At 61.0% G+C, this 18279-nt stretch carries 18 protein-coding genes and 1 pseudogene; 14 read left to right on the top strand and 5 right to left on the bottom strand.

All coding sequences use genetic code 11. From position 1 onward, the window contains the following. Positions 1 to 24: 24 nt before the first annotated feature. From C1M53_RS29625 to C1M53_RS29610, 4 genes are all read right to left on the bottom strand, one after another. Positions 25 to 1092 (bottom strand): porin, encoded by a 1068-nt coding sequence (locus tag C1M53_RS29625; protein ID WP_129415634.1) that lies wholly within the window; start codon positions 1090 to 1092, stop codon positions 25 to 27. Positions 1093 to 1477: 385 nt separating this feature from the next. Then, the gene (locus C1M53_RS29620; protein ID WP_129415633.1) at positions 1478 to 2836 is read right to left on the bottom strand and encodes a HAMP domain-containing sensor histidine kinase; all 1359 of its coding nucleotides are present in this window, start codon (positions 2834 to 2836) and stop codon (positions 1478 to 1480) included. Continuing rightward, complete coding sequence (locus C1M53_RS29615; protein ID WP_129415632.1) at positions 2823 to 3500, bottom strand: response regulator transcription factor; 678 nt, start codon at positions 3498 to 3500, stop codon at positions 2823 to 2825. The genes C1M53_RS29620 and C1M53_RS29615 overlap by 14 nt, the downstream gene beginning before the upstream one ends. A 510-nt stretch (positions 3501 to 4010) precedes the next feature. Beyond that, entirely contained in the window at positions 4011 to 4292 is a 282-nt protein-coding gene (locus C1M53_RS29610; RefSeq protein ID WP_129415631.1) for a hypothetical protein, read from the bottom strand. Between the two features lie 408 nt (positions 4293 to 4700). Between C1M53_RS29610 and C1M53_RS29605 the strand changes: the two genes are divergently transcribed. From C1M53_RS29605 to C1M53_RS29550, 12 genes are all read left to right on the top strand, one after another. Then, positions 4701 to 5162 (top strand): hypothetical protein, encoded by a 462-nt coding sequence (locus tag C1M53_RS29605; protein ID WP_165358282.1) that lies wholly within the window; start codon positions 4701 to 4703, stop codon positions 5160 to 5162. Positions 5163 to 5424: 262 nt separating this feature from the next. Next, positions 5425 to 5643, top strand: coding sequence for a hypothetical protein (locus tag C1M53_RS29600; protein WP_129415629.1), 219 nt, complete (start codon positions 5425 to 5427; stop codon positions 5641 to 5643). Further along, entirely contained in the window at positions 5640 to 7082 is a 1443-nt protein-coding gene (locus C1M53_RS29595; RefSeq protein ID WP_245488352.1) for a TolC family protein, read from the top strand. Before C1M53_RS29600 ends, C1M53_RS29595 begins: the two co-directional genes overlap by 4 nt. A gap of 19 nt (positions 7083 to 7101) precedes the next feature. Then, positions 7102 to 8511: a copper oxidase gene (locus C1M53_RS29590; RefSeq protein WP_129416418.1), complete on the top strand. Its 1410-nt coding sequence runs from the start codon at positions 7102 to 7104 to the stop codon at positions 8509 to 8511. Positions 8512 to 8525: 14 nt separating this feature from the next. Next, positions 8526 to 8990 carry a cupredoxin family protein gene (locus C1M53_RS29585; RefSeq protein WP_129415628.1) on the top strand — a complete coding sequence of 155 codons (465 nt, stop codon included), beginning with the start codon at positions 8526 to 8528 and terminating at the stop codon, positions 8988 to 8990. 24 nt (positions 8991 to 9014) lie between these two features. Continuing rightward, the gene (locus tag C1M53_RS29580) at positions 9015 to 9296 is read left to right on the top strand and encodes a copper-binding protein (RefSeq protein ID WP_129415627.1); all 282 of its coding nucleotides are present in this window, start codon (positions 9015 to 9017) and stop codon (positions 9294 to 9296) included. Positions 9297 to 9371: 75 nt separating this feature from the next. Continuing rightward, positions 9372 to 9809, top strand: a complete 438-nt coding sequence (locus C1M53_RS29575) for a DUF411 domain-containing protein (protein WP_245488351.1) — start codon at positions 9372 to 9374, stop codon at positions 9807 to 9809. 149 nt (positions 9810 to 9958) lie between these two features. Beyond that, entirely contained in the window at positions 9959 to 10921 is a 963-nt protein-coding gene (locus C1M53_RS29570) for a DMT family transporter (RefSeq protein ID WP_129415626.1), read from the top strand. Positions 10922 to 11146: 225 nt separating this feature from the next. Next, positions 11147 to 12061, top strand: coding sequence for an ABC transporter substrate-binding protein (locus tag C1M53_RS29565; protein ID WP_129415625.1), 915 nt, complete (start codon positions 11147 to 11149; stop codon positions 12059 to 12061). Between the two features lie 67 nt (positions 12062 to 12128). After that, positions 12129 to 13295, top strand: a complete 1167-nt coding sequence (locus C1M53_RS29560; RefSeq protein WP_129415624.1) for an ABC transporter permease — start codon at positions 12129 to 12131, stop codon at positions 13293 to 13295. Further along, entirely contained in the window at positions 13292 to 14230 is a 939-nt protein-coding gene (locus C1M53_RS29555) for an ABC transporter ATP-binding protein (protein ID WP_129415623.1), read from the top strand. The genes C1M53_RS29560 and C1M53_RS29555 overlap by 4 nt, the downstream gene beginning before the upstream one ends. Then, positions 14227 to 14976, top strand: coding sequence for an ABC transporter permease (locus tag C1M53_RS29550; protein WP_129415622.1), 750 nt, complete (start codon positions 14227 to 14229; stop codon positions 14974 to 14976). Before C1M53_RS29555 ends, C1M53_RS29550 begins: the two co-directional genes overlap by 4 nt. Positions 14977 to 15001: 25 nt before the next feature. Here the strand turns inward: C1M53_RS29550 and C1M53_RS32270 are convergent, their stop codons facing one another. Next, on the bottom strand, positions 15002 to 15238 hold the full coding sequence (locus C1M53_RS32270; protein ID WP_245488349.1) for a hypothetical protein: 237 nt from the start codon (positions 15236 to 15238) through the stop codon (positions 15002 to 15004). Between the two features lie 73 nt (positions 15239 to 15311). Here C1M53_RS32270 and C1M53_RS29540 point away from each other — a divergent pair, with 73 nt between their 5' ends. Together C1M53_RS29540 and C1M53_RS29535 are read left to right on the top strand one after the other, a co-directional pair. Continuing rightward, the gene (locus C1M53_RS29540) at positions 15312 to 15809 is read left to right on the top strand and encodes a DUF2165 domain-containing protein (protein WP_129415620.1); all 498 of its coding nucleotides are present in this window, start codon (positions 15312 to 15314) and stop codon (positions 15807 to 15809) included. Between the two features lie 241 nt (positions 15810 to 16050). Next, positions 16051 to 18188, top strand: a pseudogene (locus tag C1M53_RS29535) (sodium/proton-translocating pyrophosphatase). Positions 18189 to 18279: the final 91 nt, after the last annotated feature.

Here is an 18279-nt window from a genome sequence, read left to right as displayed (position 1 = left end):
CTTTCTGGGCAGCAGGCCGATCGACTAGAAGTTCCGTTCGAAGCGGATGAACCCGCCGAGAGAGCCCTTGCCGTTGGTTATGTAGTCGAGCTTGCTCGTATAGACGACCTCAGGCGTCACGTAGAAACCTGGGACAACCGCATAGGAGACATTGGCAACCGCCGCAAAGGCCTTGCTGTCGTCGTAGGCGACTTGCAGATTGAGGCTGGTCTTGTCGTTCACCTTTGCCGTGCCTCCGCCCCAGACAGCCCATGAACCACCCCAGTCGCCATAGTAGTTCTGGATGTTCTTGTCGGACTTGTAGCCGGCCATCACGAACAGTGAGATGGCATCCGTTGCCTTGATGTCCAGTCTTGCCTTGCCCGCCCAGACCTCGTTGACGCTGTCATAGGCGCCAACTGCCGAAACCTTGCCCCAGCCCTGGGTGTAAGATCCGCCGAAGACGACATGGGGGACATAGTTGTCGATGGTGTAGGAGCCTGCTCCCTGCTCCAGCGCGACGGTGGCCGCAAAGCCGTTGCCGCCTGTGTAGGTGTAGGAAACCTGGTTGGTACGGAATGGTCCGTAGCCCAGCAGCCAATCGTTGATGACGTTTCCGGCATAGTCCGTCAGCGTGGTGAAGACGGAGTCGGTCATGCCGATCCGGAAACCGCCGAGTTCCACATAAATATCGTTGATGTAGATGTTGTCGCCGACCGGCGACCCGAACGAGTTGTAGTTCCAGATCGAACCATTGGTGTCGCGGTCGAAGTTGATCTTGGCATAGGCGCGCAAGGTACCGAGTTCGGTCTGGCTTCGCGCATCGGTCTGCAGCGAGAAGCGCGCGCGCTTGTAGTAGGTGTCGCCGAGCCCATCGCCATCGACATCCGAACCGAGGTTTTCGCCGAAGCCGATGTCGTAGCGGACGTACCCTCCGATCCTCAGACAGGTTTCGGTCCCGGGGATGTAGAAGAAGCCGGCGCCATAGACGTCGCAAATCTTGACGAATTCCGCTGGTTCCGGTTCGGCAACAACTGCCGGATCAGCGGCATAGGCACCGTTGAAACCGAGCGCCGGCACGGCGAGTACGGCCGACAGAATGGATTTTTTCATTTCCCACCTTTTCAATTCGAGTAACGCCGTACCGGTCGTCGGTGCGGCCGAATTGATCTGCGGGCACGAGTTTTTCCTGCGCCGAACACGAGGCTTACATATCTGTAAGACCGACACGCAGTGTTGCAGGACGACCGCAACTGTTGCCTGCTCGCAACATTTGTTTGCCGGCTTCTGGTCGGTGATGCTCCAGAGAAAACGATGCACCGAGCGGGGAAGGCAATAGCCGAATTACAGATTTGTATATCCCGGCTCAAACGGGCTCAAAGGCGGCGCCTTATCAAGGGAGCGTCTCAATGACGAAACGCATGCCTGCCTATCCGCCCGTGCGTCTGACCTCCACGGGCGGAGATTTTCCAGGAAAATGCGCAGCAGTTCCGCGGCTCTAGTGAACGGTCGGGAAGAAAATCGAAACGATCAGGCCCGGGTTGTTGTCATTCAGGGAGATGTTGGCGCCGTGGATATCGGCTATCGCCTTGACGAGACTGAGCCCCAGCCCGGTGCCTTCCGTCGTACGGCTCTTTTCCAGCCGATAGAAGCGCTTGAATACCTTCTGGCGTTCAAGCTCGGGGATGCCAGGTCCGTTGTCGCCGACAATGACCACGCACGAGCCGCCCCGAACTCTGACGCCGACAACAATGCGTGCGCCCGCCTGTGTATGACGCATTGCATTGACGATCAGGTTGACGCACATCTGCTTCAGAAGATCGGCATCGCCCCACACGAAGGCGGAGCTGTTGCGCTTGTCGTCTGAAAAGCGGAGCGAACGCCCACTGTCCTCGACAATATCGCGATAGATATCGTCGATGTCGCGAACCAGCGCCGTCAGGTTTACTTTGGCAAATCGCGACCGGCGTGCGCCGGATTCAATCTGGGAGATGCGCAGCAGTCCCTCGAACGTCGCAGTGATGCGCGCGACTTCATTCATCGCTCGTTCGATAAGCGGTAGCGCCGATGCCTGATCCCTGCTTTCGGAAGCTGCCTCAAGCGTCAGGTATAGCCGTCCGATGGGCGTTTTGAGATCGTGGGCGATATCGGTCGTGACCTGGGTCATGGCCGCGACACTTGCCTGCAATTGCCCCAGCGCGTCGTTGACCTCGATTGCCAGAGCGTCGATGTCGTCATGGCGCCTCGAAATCGGCAGTCGGGTGGCAAGTGCACCAGCGCCGACGGCCTTCATGGCCTCCGAGAATCTGGCTATCCGGCGACGCGTGCGGAAGGCGAGTATTGCGCCGCCACCCAGGCCGGCTGCCAGGACAATGGCCGTCGCCCATCCGAAACTCACAAGTGCGATCCAGCGCAGGCGGTTGGTATCGTCGTAGCTGACGCCGACGGTCAGGTCGTACTGGTCGAGGTTCCTGCGATAGAGCCGATAATTGGTCGGGGGCTTGTCGTGGCTCGTGGGCGCCCGTGTCGAGAAACCTGGCGGCACGTCAACCATGTCGATGTTTCCGACCAGGACGGTGTCGCCAGAATCCTTGAGGGTATAGAGCGTTTCCTGACCACGTATCGCCGGACCATGGCTTCGGATCATGGCGGCAGCGCCATCAATCCCGTTCTTGTCGTAGGCGGTCTCGATCTCCCTGAATCGCTCCATCACGTTCGAGTCCAGGCGCTCGTAGAGATAGGAGGCAACCATATTGTAACCCACCGCATTGGCGCCCAGAAACGACAGCAGGAAAAGCGAGATGTAAAAGGCGGCGAGTCGGATTGACGTACTGCGCGTTATGCTAGCGTTGGCCATGAATGCTGTAGCCGGTGTTGCGCGTATTGTGCAGCAGCGGCACGTCGAAGGGCTTGTCGATCTTGGCGCGCAAGCGGCTGATATGGGTTTCCACGACCGTGCTCTGCGGATCGAAATTGAAGTTCCAGATGCGCTCCAGCAGCATCGTCTTTGTCAGGATACGGCCTTCGTTGCGCATCAGGAGTTCAAGCAGGGCGAATTCGCGCGGCAGCAATTCGATGCTCGTGCCGCCTCTGCTGGCCAGCCGGCTGAACAGATCCAGTTCCAGATCCGCCACGCGCAGCTTGGCTTTGCCGGCGGTGATCGGCGGACGGCGCGACAGGGCATTCACCCTTGCCAGCAGTTCCGAAAACGCAAACGGCTTGACCAGATAGTCGTCGGCACCGGCCTCCAGACCTTCAACGCGATCGTTGACTCCGCCCATCGAGGTCAGGAAGATGATCGGAACCTTGCCACCCGCGCCGCGCAGACCGCGCACGAGCGAAAGACCATCAAGCCCCGGGATCATCCGGTCGATGATTGCCACATCGAAGGGCTCACGCAGTCCTACCGACAGGGCGTCGCGCCCGTCGCTCAGGATGTCGACGACATGGCCGGACGATTTCAGTCCGTTCTGGATGTACTGGCTGATCTGTTCATCATCTTCGACCAGAAGAATTCTCATGACGAATGGCTCTCATCTGGCTTGGTTGTCCAAGCGTTGATGACCTCAAAGGTTGGTTCGGTTCGTCCGCTTCCTGCACGAACCATGTCTCAATGAATTGTTGGTCAGCGGGTATTCCCGCTCGACGTCTGTTATGGTCGCATCGCCGTCTTGGATTGCTCGGCGGCGCGGCGGAGATTGGCTGTTGAGACAAGTTTCGTTTGGTCCTGCAAATTCTCGCCCCTCCGCCGAATTCGTCTCATGGTGGTCACTCTAAGCCGTTGAAGTTGGTTCGATTCCGATGGTGGCTATCGGCATCTGCAACAACTGTGTTCAATCTGGGTCTTCAGCCAGGCAGATTGTGGAACTGCGATCACGGATTGGTGACGGCCGAGGAAGTTGCAACGCCGCCCAACGCAGTCGTGAGCTTGGCTCCATGAGCCGGGCAAGAGGTGAAGCAGCTTCAGGAGCGATCCGTCGGTCGGATCGCTCCTTGCGTCAAATCGTTCCGCGGAGGGACGGTGTCGACGGCTACCTCCGTCCCGCCCAGCTGGCACGCTGGCCCTGCGACCAGGAGGGCTTCACGATCTCGACGCGGTTGTAACGTGTGTTGGTCTTTTCAAGGTCTCCGTTGGCAAGAACCCTGTAGGAGATGTCCGGATTCGACACCGATCCGGCCGCCTCGCCAGCCGATCCATGGCCTTGCAAGATCCTGTCGAGCTCGGAATTTGTTGGATTGGAACCGCTGTTGGCAAAAGCGCCGGTCGCCGTGGCGGCCACGATGATCAAAGCATATCCGATGGTCTTGTGCATGATTGTTCCTCTTGTCGAACGCGGGCGTCTTGGGGGCCCGACGATCAGAGGCTAGGCGCGTGACTTCACCGTCACTTTCCGCCCGATTTACAATTTTGTGATTCTTGTCACCATGGAGGTCGAACGTCGTGACGGTTCTGTACTAGCAATCATCTGCTGCTTGACGCGCCACTGGACCGCCGTCACAAAAGTCGCGCTTGCAACCCGCTGTCGGGTTGATGATTCTCACGGTGTCGGGTTGGCTGACCACGCATCGTGCCGGTCGACGAGAGACGAATACAAATATGTATAAAAAAACTTGTTGGCCCTTCGATATCCCGGCAATACCTTCATCCGGTAGCCGTTGTCTGATCCGCGTCGGAACTTCGGCGTCAAGGTGAGAAACCAAGGCCGTTGGAATTGCGCCTGATGACTGTTCGCCAAGCCATAGCAAATGTTGCGGCCAGCCTTTTGTCTGTGTTTTTTCACATGGGCAGGATGCTATCGGTTGCGCTTGTCATGGTGGCGGTGGCGATAAGCAGCACGGGCTGGGCCGCAGGCGCGGTCTTGCCCGCGACTGGTGACGTCGTGGTCGGCGAAGCCTCGGCTATGGACCATCCGAGCGCCGGAAACCACGACCATAGCGGCGGCAAACAAGAAGACAGTTCGGCCGCCTGCGAGGGCAGCAGCTGCAGCGGCTCGCACCATCAACCGCAGGATCTGGCGCAAACCTGCTGCGCCATGGCCTGCCACACCGCCATTCTTTCCGTCGATTGTGTCGCGCCGGTCAGCTTCCTGACCTGGCAGATCAAGCACCGCCAGCTGGCCGACGTGCTGGAAGGCTCTGCGACCCTCCGGCTTGAACGTCCTCCCCGTCCGGCCCACGCCTGAAACGTCGGCGTAGGTTGGATTGTTGCGTCCCGGGCGGAAGTCTCCGCTCGATTGACGCACCCAGTTCCTGTTTCTGATCGACCTTGACGATCGGTCCGGCCCATGCGCCGGCGAGATCGTGCGCGCCGACTGAGCGTCAGTGCCCGGAATCCTCGCGGAGAACCGGCATGGCGGCTCTCGCCACTCGTCGTATGGCCTGGCCTGGAGCCCGTGCTCCGTCAGGCCCGCGTTCTCCATTCATCTCCGTCGTTGAGGATCATTCATGAGGTCTCCGTTCGTGATGGCACCCGCCATCATCCTTTCCGCCTGCACGGCCTTGCCTGAGATCGGCACAGGGCCGTCGCCAGCCGACCCTGCCATTGCCGTGCCGCCTGCGCGGTACACGCCGGTGCTCGCCGGCACGGTCGACTACCGTCCTGTTGCGCCCAAATCCTGGGTCGACAGCAACCGCCAAGTGGCGCCGAAGGAGAAAGGCAAATGATGCCGATCGTCTCCTTTGCTTCTTCCGTCTTGCCGGCTGTCCAGAACGGCAAGTTCGTCAAACTCGGAGGTGTCAGCCTGCTCGCGCTGACGCTGGCAGGCTGCGCAACCTTCAGCAAGGACGCCGGCATGGAGCCGGTGGGTGCGCAGGTATCGTCCGCAATCGGCGCGCAAACCTTGAAGATCGCCTCGAAGGCCGATGCCAAGGCGGCGGCGTCGCGTGTGAAGGTACTTTTGACCCAGCCATTGAACGCCGACAGTGCCGTCCAGGTGGCATTGCTAAGCAACAGGAACCTTCAGGCCGAATACAATGCGCTCGGCGTTTCCGAAGCAGCCTTCGTGGAAGCCAGCCTGCCGCCCAATCCGAGCATTTCGCTTGGCGGCACCTTGCAGCAAGGATCGCTGGACATCGAACGCCGGCTGGTCGGTTCGCTGCTGGCGCTGCTCACCTTGCCCGCACGCAAGGCGATTGCCGAGAAGGAATTCGAGGCGGCGCGATATCGTGCCATCGAGGCAACGTTTCGTCAGGCGGCCAGTGCACGCAAGGCGTATTATCGAGCCGTAGCCGCCCGGCATCGGGTGACCTATCTCGAGCAGGCGAGAGCCTCGACGGACGCAGCGGCCGACCTCACGCGCAAGCTTGGCGAGACCGGTGCGGCAACCAAACTGGATCAGGCACGCGCGGGTGCCTTCAATGCCGAAACCTCCAGCCAACTCGCCGCCGCCAGGCTTGAAGCAGGCGTTACGCGCGAGGCGCTCACGCGTGAGCTCGGCTTGTGGGGCGCGGATGCCGGCTACAAGATCCCGAACAGGCTGCCGTCCCTGCCAAAGAAACTGCAGACATCGGATCAGGCCGAGACGGAAGCCATTCGCAAACGTGTCGATCTGATCGTGGCACGGCTCGAACTCGACGCTCTGGCCCGTTCGCTCAAGCTCGACAACGCGACCCGGTATGTCTCGGCCTTTCAGCTGGCCGGCTTTGCCAATTTCGAACGCAGCAAGAATGATCACGGCGAGGTCGAGAAGGACTATCCGAAAGGCGTCACGCTTGATCTCGAACTGGAGATCCCGATCTTCGATTTCGGCGAGACGACCAGACGGCGAAATGTCGAGACCTACATGCAGGCCGTCAACCGCTTCGCTGCCAAGGCGATCGCTATCCGCTCCGAGGCTCGCTCGGCTTTGCTTGCCTATCGTGCGTCCAACGATATCGCCCGGCAGTACCGCGCCAGCATCATACCGTTGCGCAAGGTGATCTCCGAGGAAGCGCAGCTTCAATACAACGGCATGCTGATCGACGTGTTCGAGCTTCTGACGACCACGCGCGAAGGCATCGAGACCAATGTCGCGGCGATCGAGGCGCAACGCGACGTCTTCGTCGCCGGTGTCGATTTCCAGAGCGCCATCATTGGTGGTGGCGCGGGAGGTGGCGATGAATAGTCCAAAGGAGAAACAGGCCATGACGGTCTCCCGCCGCAACTTCCTCGGCGCGACTGGCGCCATGACGCTGCTCGGCGCCGGTGTGGTGTCGGGTCGTACGGCCTTTGCCTCGGTACCGGAGGCGCCGACGATGACAGAGGCCGTGACGCGGCCGCCGCTCGTGCCCACAAGCGGACCCGACTACAATCCTGTCGTCACGCTGAACGGCTGGACGCTTCCGTGGCGCATGAACGGCGAGTGGAAGGAATTCCATCTCGTCGCCGAGCCTGTGGTGCGCGAATTCTCTCCGGGAATGGTCGGGCACCTGTGGGGCTACAACGGCCAGTCGCCGGGGCCGACCATCGAGGCGGTGGAAGGCGACAGGGTGCGCATCTTCGTCACCAATCGACTGCCAGAACACACGACCATCCACTGGCATGGCCAGCTTTTGCCCAGTGGCATGGACGGTGTCGGCGGGCTCACCCAGCCGCACATCCCCGTCGGCAAGACCTTCGTCTACGAGTTCCAGCTGCGGAAGAGCGGCACCTTCATGTACCACCCGCACGCCGACGAGATGGTGCAGATGGCGATGGGCATGATGGGGTTCTTCGTCGTTCATCCGAAGGATCCCGCCTACCGCCGCGTCGACCGCGACTTCGTCTTCCTGATGTCCTCTTACGACATCGAACCCGGCGCCTATGTGCCGCGGGTGGCGGAGATGACCGACTTCAACATGTGGACCTGGAACAGCCGTGTTTTCCCGGGGATCGACCCGCTGGTGGTGGCCAGGGGCGACAAGGTGCGGGTGCGTTTCGGCAACCTCACCATGACCAACCATCCCATCCATATGCACGGATACGACTTCAAGGTTTCGTGCACGGATGGTGGCTGGGTGCCGGAAGCCGCGGCGTGGCCCGAAGTCACCATCGACTGCGCCGTCGGCCAGATGCGCGCATTCGATTTCGTGGCCGACTACGCCGGCGACTGGGCCATCCACTGCCACAAATCGCACCACACCATGAACGCCATGGGGCACGAACTCGCCACCTTCATCGGCGCTGACAAGAAGGAGGTGGCCAAGAAGATCAAGCGTCTCGTGCCGGACTACATGCCGATGGGCACCGCCGGCATGGCCGACATGGGCGAAATGGAAATGCCGCTGCCCGACAACACCCTGCCGATGATGACGGGCTTCGGTCCGTTCGGGCCGATCGAGATGGGTGGCATGTTCTCGGTGGTCAAGGTCCGCGAGGGCCTGGCTCGCGGGGACTACAAGGATCCCGGCTGGTACCAGCACCCGTCGGGTACGGTCGCTTACGAGTGGACCGGTCAAAGCCAGAAGGCGGAACGCCGTGAGGCTCCCGCCTTCGACAAGTCGCAGACTGCCGAAGTCACCGTGGTGAAACCCGGCGGTCATCCATCGTCCAAGAACCAGCACAACAACCACTGAAGGACAGTCTGTTCATGAATATCCGAGTCCTTGTTACCACCCTGGCCATGTTGGCCTCGCCGGCTGCGGCCTTTGCCGATGCGGGCCACGATGGTGAGCGCGCCTACGGTGAACCGGGCAATCCGAAAAAGCCGGCACGCGTCGTCCAGGTCGTCATGCGTGAGGCCGACGGCCGCATGGAGTTCCTGCCCAACCGTGTCGAGATCAAGACTGGTGAGCAGGTCAAATTCATGCTTCGCAACAACGGCGAGCTCGACCATGAACTGGTGCTCGGCACGCTGGCCGAGAACCTGAAGCACGGCGAGCAGATGGCCAAGAATCCCGACATGGAACACGACGATCCGAACGCCAAGCGTCTGGCTCCAAAGAAAACCGGCGAGATCGTCTGGAAATTCACCAAGGCGGGGGAGTTCGACTTCTCCTGCCTCATCCCCGGGCACCGCGAAGCCGGCATGGCCGGCACCATTGTCGTCAAATAACCATCGCAACGAAGGAGAAACACGATGCGTAAACTAGCAGCAGCCACAGCGATCTTGATCGCGCTGGTCACGTCCGCCGAGGCAGCACCGGTCGACGGTCAGGTCACCAAGATCGACCAGGCTCAAGGCAAGATCACGCTGAAGCATGGCCCGATCACCAACCTGGATATGGATGCGATGACCATGGTCTTCGTGGCAGCCGATCCGGCAGCTTTGAAAACCGTCAAGGTCGGTGACAAGGTTAAATTCGAGGCCGACCGCGTCAACGGCCGCCTGACGGTAACCAGGATCGAAAAGGCCAAGTAAGCGCTATCGCTAGACCAACCGATCAGCATGGAGCCGATGTCTGGCTCCATGCTGATCGTACCAAAGGAGATGGTAATGAGACGCCGGACGTTTTTCATCGCGACCGCGGCTTTGCTGGCAGGCCCGTCGGCCTTCGCTGCGGAGCAGGCTCTGGTGACGGTATACAAGGACCCATCATGCGGTTGCTGTGGCGCATGGGCAGATCACATGGCAAAGGCAGGTTTCACAGTGAAGGTCGTGGAGAGCTCAACGCTTGAGAAATTCAAGGCGGAGCAGGGGATACCTCAGGCCCTGCAGTCATGCCACACCGCCCTGGTATCCGGCTATGTGCTTGAAGGGCATGTGCCGGCCAAGGCGGTCGGGAAACTGCTTGCCGAGCGGCCGGCCGTCAAGGGCCTTGCTGTTGCAGGCATGCCCGTTGGCTCGCCGGGCATGGAGATGCCGGGCGTTGAACCCGAAGCCTACGATGTCGTGACATTCGGCCCCGATGGCACTGTCTTCATGCGATTTTAGCCGAGCCGATAGTCACGTCCCAACACCGGGCTGATGACGTGTTGGCTGGAGCAGAATCCATCACGAGCTGCCTCTATGGCTAGCTGCCGGTATCTCTGTATTGACCTCTGGTGCCAACCTCTCGGCAATGCCGGCATCCGGAGCTCTGCATGGACCAGCCCTTCAGTCCGCGGCGCGGCACCGGCATCACACTCGCTTTCATTTGCCTCGTCGTGCTTGGCCTGATGCCGATCATCGCAATCGGCCGCCCTGCTGGTTCCAGTGCGCTTTCATTCGCGCTTTGGCTATCGGTCTGGCAGCTCCTGTTTTCACTTCCGCTGCTGGCACTCGAATGGCGTTCGGGTGAACATGGCCTGTTCGGTGAACATATGCCTCGAGCAGAACGATGGCGTGTGCTTGGCGTTACGCTGTTCACCGGCGGGCTCTTCAGCCTGTCCACCTGGATGTATGTTCTGGCCTTCGAAAAGGCGGGAGCGGTCAATGCGGCGATTGCCCTGCAGGCCTATCCGCTCTTTGCTGCCGCGCTCGAAGCGGTGTTCCTGCGCCGCCGCAAGAGTGCTCTCGAGCTAGGCTTCATGCTTTTGGTGGTTGTCGCACTCTATTATCTTGCCACGCAGGGCACTTGGCAGCTGGCTGGGCTGTCATTCTGGTTCCTGCTGGCGCTCGCGGTTCCGCTGGTCTGGAGTGTTGCTCACATCATCGTCAGGCAGGCCTTGCTATCGACCCCGATCACGCCAAGCCAGGTCACAACGTCGCGCTTGGTCGTTTCGACCATCTTTCTGTCGGTGCTTGCAGTTTCACTCGAGGGTTTTGACAGCATCCCATTGTTAGGTTTGGATTTTCAGTTCCAGATATTCGCGGTGGCGATGGGACTTGCCTATTATGTTGAACTGATCGTGTGGTTCTACGCCGTCCGCCATATCGACGTTTCAGTGGCCAGTTCCATCACCGTACCCGCGCCTGCGGTGACGATGGTCCTGTCGGCGTTGCTTTTCAACGAAACCGTCACCGGACTCCAGATCATGGTTCTGGGTGTTGTCATCCTCGGATTGACAGGTTTGCTGTTTGCCGGTTCGCGCACCCAAGGTGCGGCTTCCTATGAAGCCGGATAGCGGGATCACAATTTCGGAGCCAGGAGGATCCGGCCGGCAATTAGCGGACAAAGCTGCGCCAGGCCAACTGACAGAACGCTGTCGGGATAGGCGCGGGTCGAACGCCCATTGCGGATAAAAATATTGCGCTTACCCTCCATCTTATGAAACCGTATGCCCCGACTGCCCGTCTGGGGCGTGCGATAGCAAGCATCGTCATCGGTTTTATCAGAGGGATTTGCCGCCATGTCTTCAACCAGATTTTTAGCCGGTGCGCTTGTGGCGCTCGGCCTCTCCGTCGCCTCCGCCAACGCTGCCGATGTCGTCGTATCATCCAAGATCGACACCGAGGGCGGGGTTCTTGGCAACATCATCCAGTCGGTTCTGAATGCCAACGGCATCAAGACCGTTGATCGCATTCAGCTTGGTGCCACGCCTGTGGTACGCAAGGCGATTATTGCAGGCGAGATCGACATCTATCCCGAATACACCGGCAACGCCGCCTTCTTCTTCGAGAAGGCCGACGATCCGGTCTGGAAGGATGCCGCCAAGGGTTATGCCGAAGCCAAGAAGCTCGACTACGACGCCAACAAGCTTGTCTGGCTGACACCGTCGCCGGCTAACAACACCTGGGCGATCGCGTTGCGCAAGGATGTCACCGACGCCAACAAGCTGGCCACGCTCTCCGACTTTGGCAAATACGTGGCGGGCGGCGGCAAGGTGGTGCTGGCCGCCTCAGCCGAATTCGTCAATTCGGCCGCTGCCTTGCCGGCTTTCCAGACAACTTACGGCTTCACCCTGAAGCCGGATCAGCTGATCACCCTATCGGGTGGAGACACGGCTGCAACCATCGGTGCTGCCGCCAATCAGACCAATGGGGCCAATGCTGCCATGGTCTACGGCACCGATGGCGGTATCGCACCGTCGGGCCTCGTGGTTCTCGCCGACGACAAGAACGTCCAGCCGGTCTACCAGCCGACCCCGATCATCCGCGAGGCGGTGCTGAAGGAAAACCCGAAGATCGAGGAAGTGCTGAAGCCGGTGTTCGAGAAGCTCGACCTGGTCACGCTGCAGGAGTTGAACGGTCGCGTCCAGGTCGGCGGTGAGCCGGCCAAGGCAGTTGCTGAGGACTTCCTGAAGAAGAACGGCTTCCTCAAGTAGGGAGCGGTTCCGGCGCGCCGGCTGGATCGAATCCACTGGGCGCGCCGGATCTGAAGGACTGGGGATCGTGGGCATTCGCTTTGACAAGCTGGGCGTGGTGATTGCCGCGATCGCCGCTTATGCGGCTTTCCTTGCACCCTTCGCTACCTTTCGTGCCAACCGCATCGTGCCGGGGGAAGGGCGCTCCATACTCGACGCGCTTCCCTCCGTCAGTGGGCCCTTGCTGCTGGCGCTGATCATCGCCGCCATCATCGTGGCGCTGTTGAAGACGGCATTGGCCTGGCGGCTTGTCGCGAGTGTGGTTCTCTTGGTGGCGCTTGCTCTGGCCATCGGCATGGCCGGCAGTTTTCTGACACCACCCGGCAACACCTTCGCGCGCGTGTCACCGGCTTCCGGTTTCTGGTTGCTGCTTTTTGCCTTTGCCCTGTTGCTGGCCGACGTGCTGACGCGGCTCGATCTGTCGCCGTTTGTGCGCATTGGCATTCTCCTGGTCGCCGCAGTGGCGATTGGCGCCCTTCTGGCATCCGGCAGCTGGGACAGCCTTTCCATTCTGAAAGAATACGCCAACAGGGCCGACAGTTTCTGGGCCGAGGCACGTAAGCATGTCGCCCTGGCGCTGGGTTCGCTGGCCGCCGCCGTCGTGGTCGGCCTGCCGCTCGGCATTCTCTGCCACAGGGTCGACGTGCTGCGGGCCGGGGTCCTCAACGTGCTCAACATCATCCAGACCATCCCGTCGATCGCGCTGTTTGGCATGTTGATCGGCCCGCTCGGCTGGGTGGCACTGCACGTGCCAGGAGCCGCCGCGCTCGGCATTCGCGGTATCGGCACAGCGCCGGCTTTCGTGGCGCTGTTCCTCTACTCGCTGCTGCCGGTTGTGGCGAACACGGTGGTGGGGCTGGCCGGAGTGCCGAAGGCGGCCAATGAGGCTGCGCGCGGCATGGGCATGACGGACCGCCAGAGACTGTTCGGCGTGGAGTTCCCGCTTGCCTTCCCGGTGATCCTGACCGGGATCCGCATCGTTCTGGTGCAGAACATCGGCCTCGCCACCATCGCCGCCCTGATCGGTGGCGGCGGCTTCGGCGTCTTTGTCTTTCAGGGCGTCGGACAGACTGCGATGGATCTGGTTTTGCTCGGTGCCGTGCCGACGGTGGCGCTGGCCTTCGCGGCAGGCATCGTGCTTGATGCCGTCATCGAACTCACCGCAACAGCCAAGCGCAGGGAAGCGGTCGCATGATCGAAATCGAGAACATCACCAAGCGCTACGACAAGCAGACCGTGGTCGATGACGTCTCGATGGTAATCGAGCCACGCACCATCGCGGCCATCGTCGGTACTTCCGGTTCCGGCAAGACCACGCTGCTGCGCATGATCAACCGGCTGGTCGAACCGACCTCCGGCACGATCAAGCTGGATGGCGTCGACAACCATTCGTTGCCCGACTACGAATTGCGCCGCTCGATCGGTTACGCCATCCAGGGCCACGGCCTGTTTCCGCATCGTACCGTGGCACAGAACATCGCAACGGTGCCGCTGCTGCTCGGCTGGGACAAGGAACGCATCGATGAACGCGTCGATGAACTGCTGAAGCTTTTCCAGCTCGATCCCGCCGCTTTCGGCCCGCGCTATCCGCACGAATTGTCGGGCGGCCAGCAGCAGCGTGTCGGCGTGGCGCGCGCGCTCGCCGCCAAACCCAATGTGCTGTTGATGGACGAGCCGTTCGGCGCGCTCGACCCGATCATCCGCACCAAGGCACAGGAAGACCTGCTCGCCATCCAGAAACATTTCGGCACCACCATCATCCTGGTCACCCACGACATGGAAGAAGCGGTGCATCTGGGTCACAAGATTGCCGTCATGGACGGGGGCAAGCTGGTGCAGTACGCCAGACCCGCCGAGATCCTGGCGAGGCCCGCCAGTTCCTTCGTCGAAACGCTGGTCGGCTCGTCCGAGCGGCCGTTCCGGCTGCTGTCGCTTGGCCGCGTCGGCGATGCGGTTGAGAAGGGCAGTGCGGAAGGCGAAGCAATACCCGCCGACGCCAGCCAGCGCGATGCACTGGCTGAACTGCTCTGGACCGGCAAGCCGGCGCTACCGGTCAAGGGGGCCGATGGCAAGGCGCTTGGCCGGGTCACCGTCGACGGCCTGGTGAAGCTCGCGGCGAGGCCGGCATGAAGGTTTTCCTGCCGGCAGCGTTGCGTGTCGTTCTGCTGGTGCTCCTGGTGGCGTTCATCGTTTATCCGGGCTGGTTCGAACCGCTGTTCAAGCCGCTCACGGAAAACAATGCGCCGGCGATCTACAACCAGGGAAGCCTGCTGTCGTTGACCTTGCAGCATCTGGGCACCGTCGCCGTGGCAACGATCGCCGCGATCATTGTCGCGATCGGCCTTGCCATCCTGGTGACACGGCCCTTCGGCGCTGAATTCCTGCCGCTGTCGCGTTCGCTGGTCAACATCGGCCAGACCTTTCCACCGGTCGCTGTGCTGGCGCTGGCCGTGCCTGCTGTCGGTTTCGGCGAGAAGCCGACCTTGATCGCGCTCTTCCTGTACGGCCTGCTGCCGATCTTCGAGAACGCTTTGACCGGACTTACCACGCTGCCGGCCAATGTCGTGGAGGCGGCTCGTGGTGCCGGCATGACCAATCGCCAGAAACTGCTCCGGGTGGAACTTCCGCTCAGCCTGCCGGTGATCCTTGCCGGCATCCGGCTGTCGGTGGTGATCAGCCTGGCCACCGCCACCATCGGGTCCACGGTCGCGGCCAAGACACTGGGCGAGGTCATCATTGCCGGATTGATCTCCAACAACCTCGCCTTCGTCGTCCAGGGAGGGCTCATCGTTGCCGGGCTTGCAGTCTTCATCTACGACGGGCTGATGGCTCTCGAACGTGTTGCGGCACGCCGGATGGGGCAGGCTGCCCGATAGTCTGCAGCCGACTGGGGTTCGTCGTTTAACGCCCTGCCGGATGGTCGAGGGTTATTTCCAGTTCCGTGGTGTTTGCTGCGACGATCCATCGGCGCCGGATGATCGAAAAATCATGACGCCCAGCATTGCCAGTCTCCAGGGATACAAGATCTCCGGTCGCGCAGCTCACCGGCAGTCGCAGCAACAGCAGCGTCGTCGTCAGCTGATGCCTTCCGGCGTGTCGCTCCGCGCTCGCGGTCAGGACAATCGAAGCGACGCTCATTGCGTGTTCGCCGGGACTCGGTGATCTTGCTTTGCCGTGACCAGAATCATCGAAAGCAGAAGGGGCTTTTGCCATGACGTCACGTCTTTCCAAGATCACCATGTGCCTGTGTCTGGCGGCCTTCGCCTTCCTCGTCGCCTTTGGCAACATCACCGACTATGGCTCGAACTTCGCCTTTGTCCAGCATGTGCTGTCCATGGACACAACCTTTCCGGGCAATGCCCTGATGTATCGTTCGATCACCAACCCAACGCTCTGGACCATGGGCTACTGGCTGATCATCTTCGGTGAGGCACTGACCTGCGTGCTCTTCCTGATCGCCGCCTGGAATTTGTGGAGCGCCCGCAAGGGAAGTGGCGAAACGTTCAACAACGCCAAGAAATTCGCGATTATCGCCACAACCATGGGCTTTCTGGTCTGGTATTTCGGCTTCATGGTCATCGGTGGAGAGTGGTTTGCCATGTGGCAGTCGAAAACCTGGAACGGCCAGGAAGCCGCCTTCAAGTTCTATATGACCATGCTCGCGGTGCTGATCTTCATCATGCAACCGGACCGCGACCTGCAGCGGTAGCGTTGGACCGCACCACCTGCTTCAAGGTGAAGTGCGCGCAGGCATTCGGGCTGGGCGATGCGTCGGGCGCGGTAAACTGTCGCAGCGAAATGCGGGCAAATGTCGCATGCCGGCTTGACGGTCGAGACCACGGCTTTGCATAAATCGATCGAGGGGTCGGGATTCCGCTCGGGAATCCCGGTTCGGTTCCACGGCCTGGGGAGGAGGTCTGCCGGGCCACAGATCGAGGAATAATCCGCAAATGACCATGCTTTATGTCGTCATCCTCTGCGGCGTGCTCTCAATCGTCTACGCCATCTGGGCTACACAGTCCGTGCTGGCGTCCGACCAGGGCAACGCACGCATGCAGGAAATCGCCGCGGCAATCCGCGAGGGCGCACAAGCCTATCTGGCGCGCCAATACACCACCATCGCCATCGTCGGGGTCGTCGTGTTCCTGCTGGCATGGTGGCTGCTGTCGGGTACCGCCGCCATCGGCTTCCTGATCGGTGCCGTGCTTTCGGGCGCGGCAGGCTTCATAGGCATGCACGTTTCGGTGCGCGCCAATGTGCGCACGGCGCAGGCCGCGTCGAACAGCCTTTCAGCCGGCCTCGACATCGCCTTCAAGTCGGGGGCCATTACCGGCATGCTGGTTGCCGGCCTCGCGCTGCTCGGCGTCTCCGTTTATTACTGGGTGCTGACCGGTCCGCTCGGCCTGGCGCCTGGCGATCGCACCGTGATCGACTCGCTTGTAGCCCTTGGCTTCGGCGCCTCGCTGATCTCGATCTTCGCTCGTCTGGGCGGCGGCATCTTCACCAAGGGTGCTGACGTTGGTGGCGATCTCGTCGGCAAGGTCGAAGCCGGCATCCCGGAGGATGATCCACGCAACCCCGCCACCATCGCCGACAACGTCGGTGACAATGTTGGTGACTGCGCCGGCATGGCTGCCGACCTGTTCGAGACCTACGCCGTGACCGTGGTCGCAACCATGGTCCTGGCTGCAATCTTCTTTGCCGGCACGGACGTGCTTTCCAGCATGATGCTCTATCCACTGGTCATCTGCGGCGCCTGTATCGTGACTTCGATCATCGGCACCTTCTTCGTGAAGCTCGGCGCCAATGGTTCGATCATGGGAGCCCTCTACAAGGGGCTGATCGTCACGGGCATACTGTCGATCGTCGGCTTGGGTGCCGCCACGTCCATGACCATTGGTTGGGGCCAGGTCGGTGCCGGTGCGCATGTCGTGACTGGAACGAACCTGTTCATCTGCGGCCTGATCGGCCTGCTGGTGACGGCGCTGATCGTGGTGATCACCGAATACTACACCGGTACAAACAAGCGCCCGGTCAATTCGATCGCCCAGGCTTCGGTCACCGGCCACGGCACAAATGTCATCCAGGGCCTCGCGGTTTCGCTGGAATCGACCGCGCTGCCGGCAATCGTCATCGTCGGCGGCATCATCGCCACATTCCAGCTGGCGGGCCTGTTCGGCACCGCGATCGCCGTCACCACCATGCTTGGTCTTGCCGGCTGATCGTGGCGCTCGACGCCTTTGGTCCGGTCACCGACAATGCCGGCGGCATTGCCGAAATGTCCGGCTTGCCCAAGGAAGTGCGTCATTCCACCGATGCGCTTGATGCTGTCGGCAACACCACCAAGGCCGTCACCAAGGGTTACGCCATCGGTTCGGCTGGCCTCGGTGCGCTGGTGCTGTTCGCGGCGTATTCGAACGACCTGCAATATTTCGCCGCCAATGCCGCGCAATATCCCTACTTCTCCGATCTCGGCACGGTCTCCTTCGACCTGTCGAATCCTTATGTGGTCGCCGGTCTGATCTTCGGCGGTCTGATCCCGTATCTGTTCGGCGGCATCGCGATGACCGCGGTGGGACGCGCAGCCGGCTCGATCGTTGAGGAGGTACGCCGCCAGTTCCGCGAGGATCCAGGTATCATGAAGGGCACCTCCAAGCCCAACTATGCACGGGCGGTCGATCTTCTGACCAAGGCTGCGATCAAGGAAATGATCATTCCGTCGCTGCTGCCGGTGCTGGCGCCGCTGGTCGTCTACTACGGCGTGCTCCTGATCTCGGGTTCCAAGGCCTCGGCTTTCGCGGCGCTGGGGGCATCGTTGCTCGGCGTCATCGTCAATGGTCTGTTCGTGGCTATTTCGATGACTTCCGGCGGTGGCGCCTGGGACAATGCCAAGAAGTCGTTCGAGGATGGCTTCACAGACAAGGATGGCGTCAAGCACCTGAAGGGTTCGGAGGCACACAAGGCTTCCGTCACCGGCGACACGGTTGGCGATCCCTACAAGGACACGGCTGGTCCAGCTGTGAACCCGGCCATCAAGATCACCAACATCGTGGCTCTGCTGCTGCTTGCGGTGCTCGCGCACGGCTGACGGCGGTATCTGCTAAAAAGAAAACCCGCGGGAGCGATCCTGCGGGTTTTCTTTTTGTAGGATTGTATGGCAGGCAGCCGCGCCTGCGGCG

The sequence above is a fragment of the Mesorhizobium sp. Pch-S genome, assembly GCF_004136315.1.
Classification (GTDB): Bacteria; Pseudomonadota; Alphaproteobacteria; order Rhizobiales; family Rhizobiaceae; genus Mesorhizobium.
The sequence above is the reverse complement of the archived record's forward strand: the minus strand, read 5'-3'. Positions and strand labels throughout refer to the sequence as shown.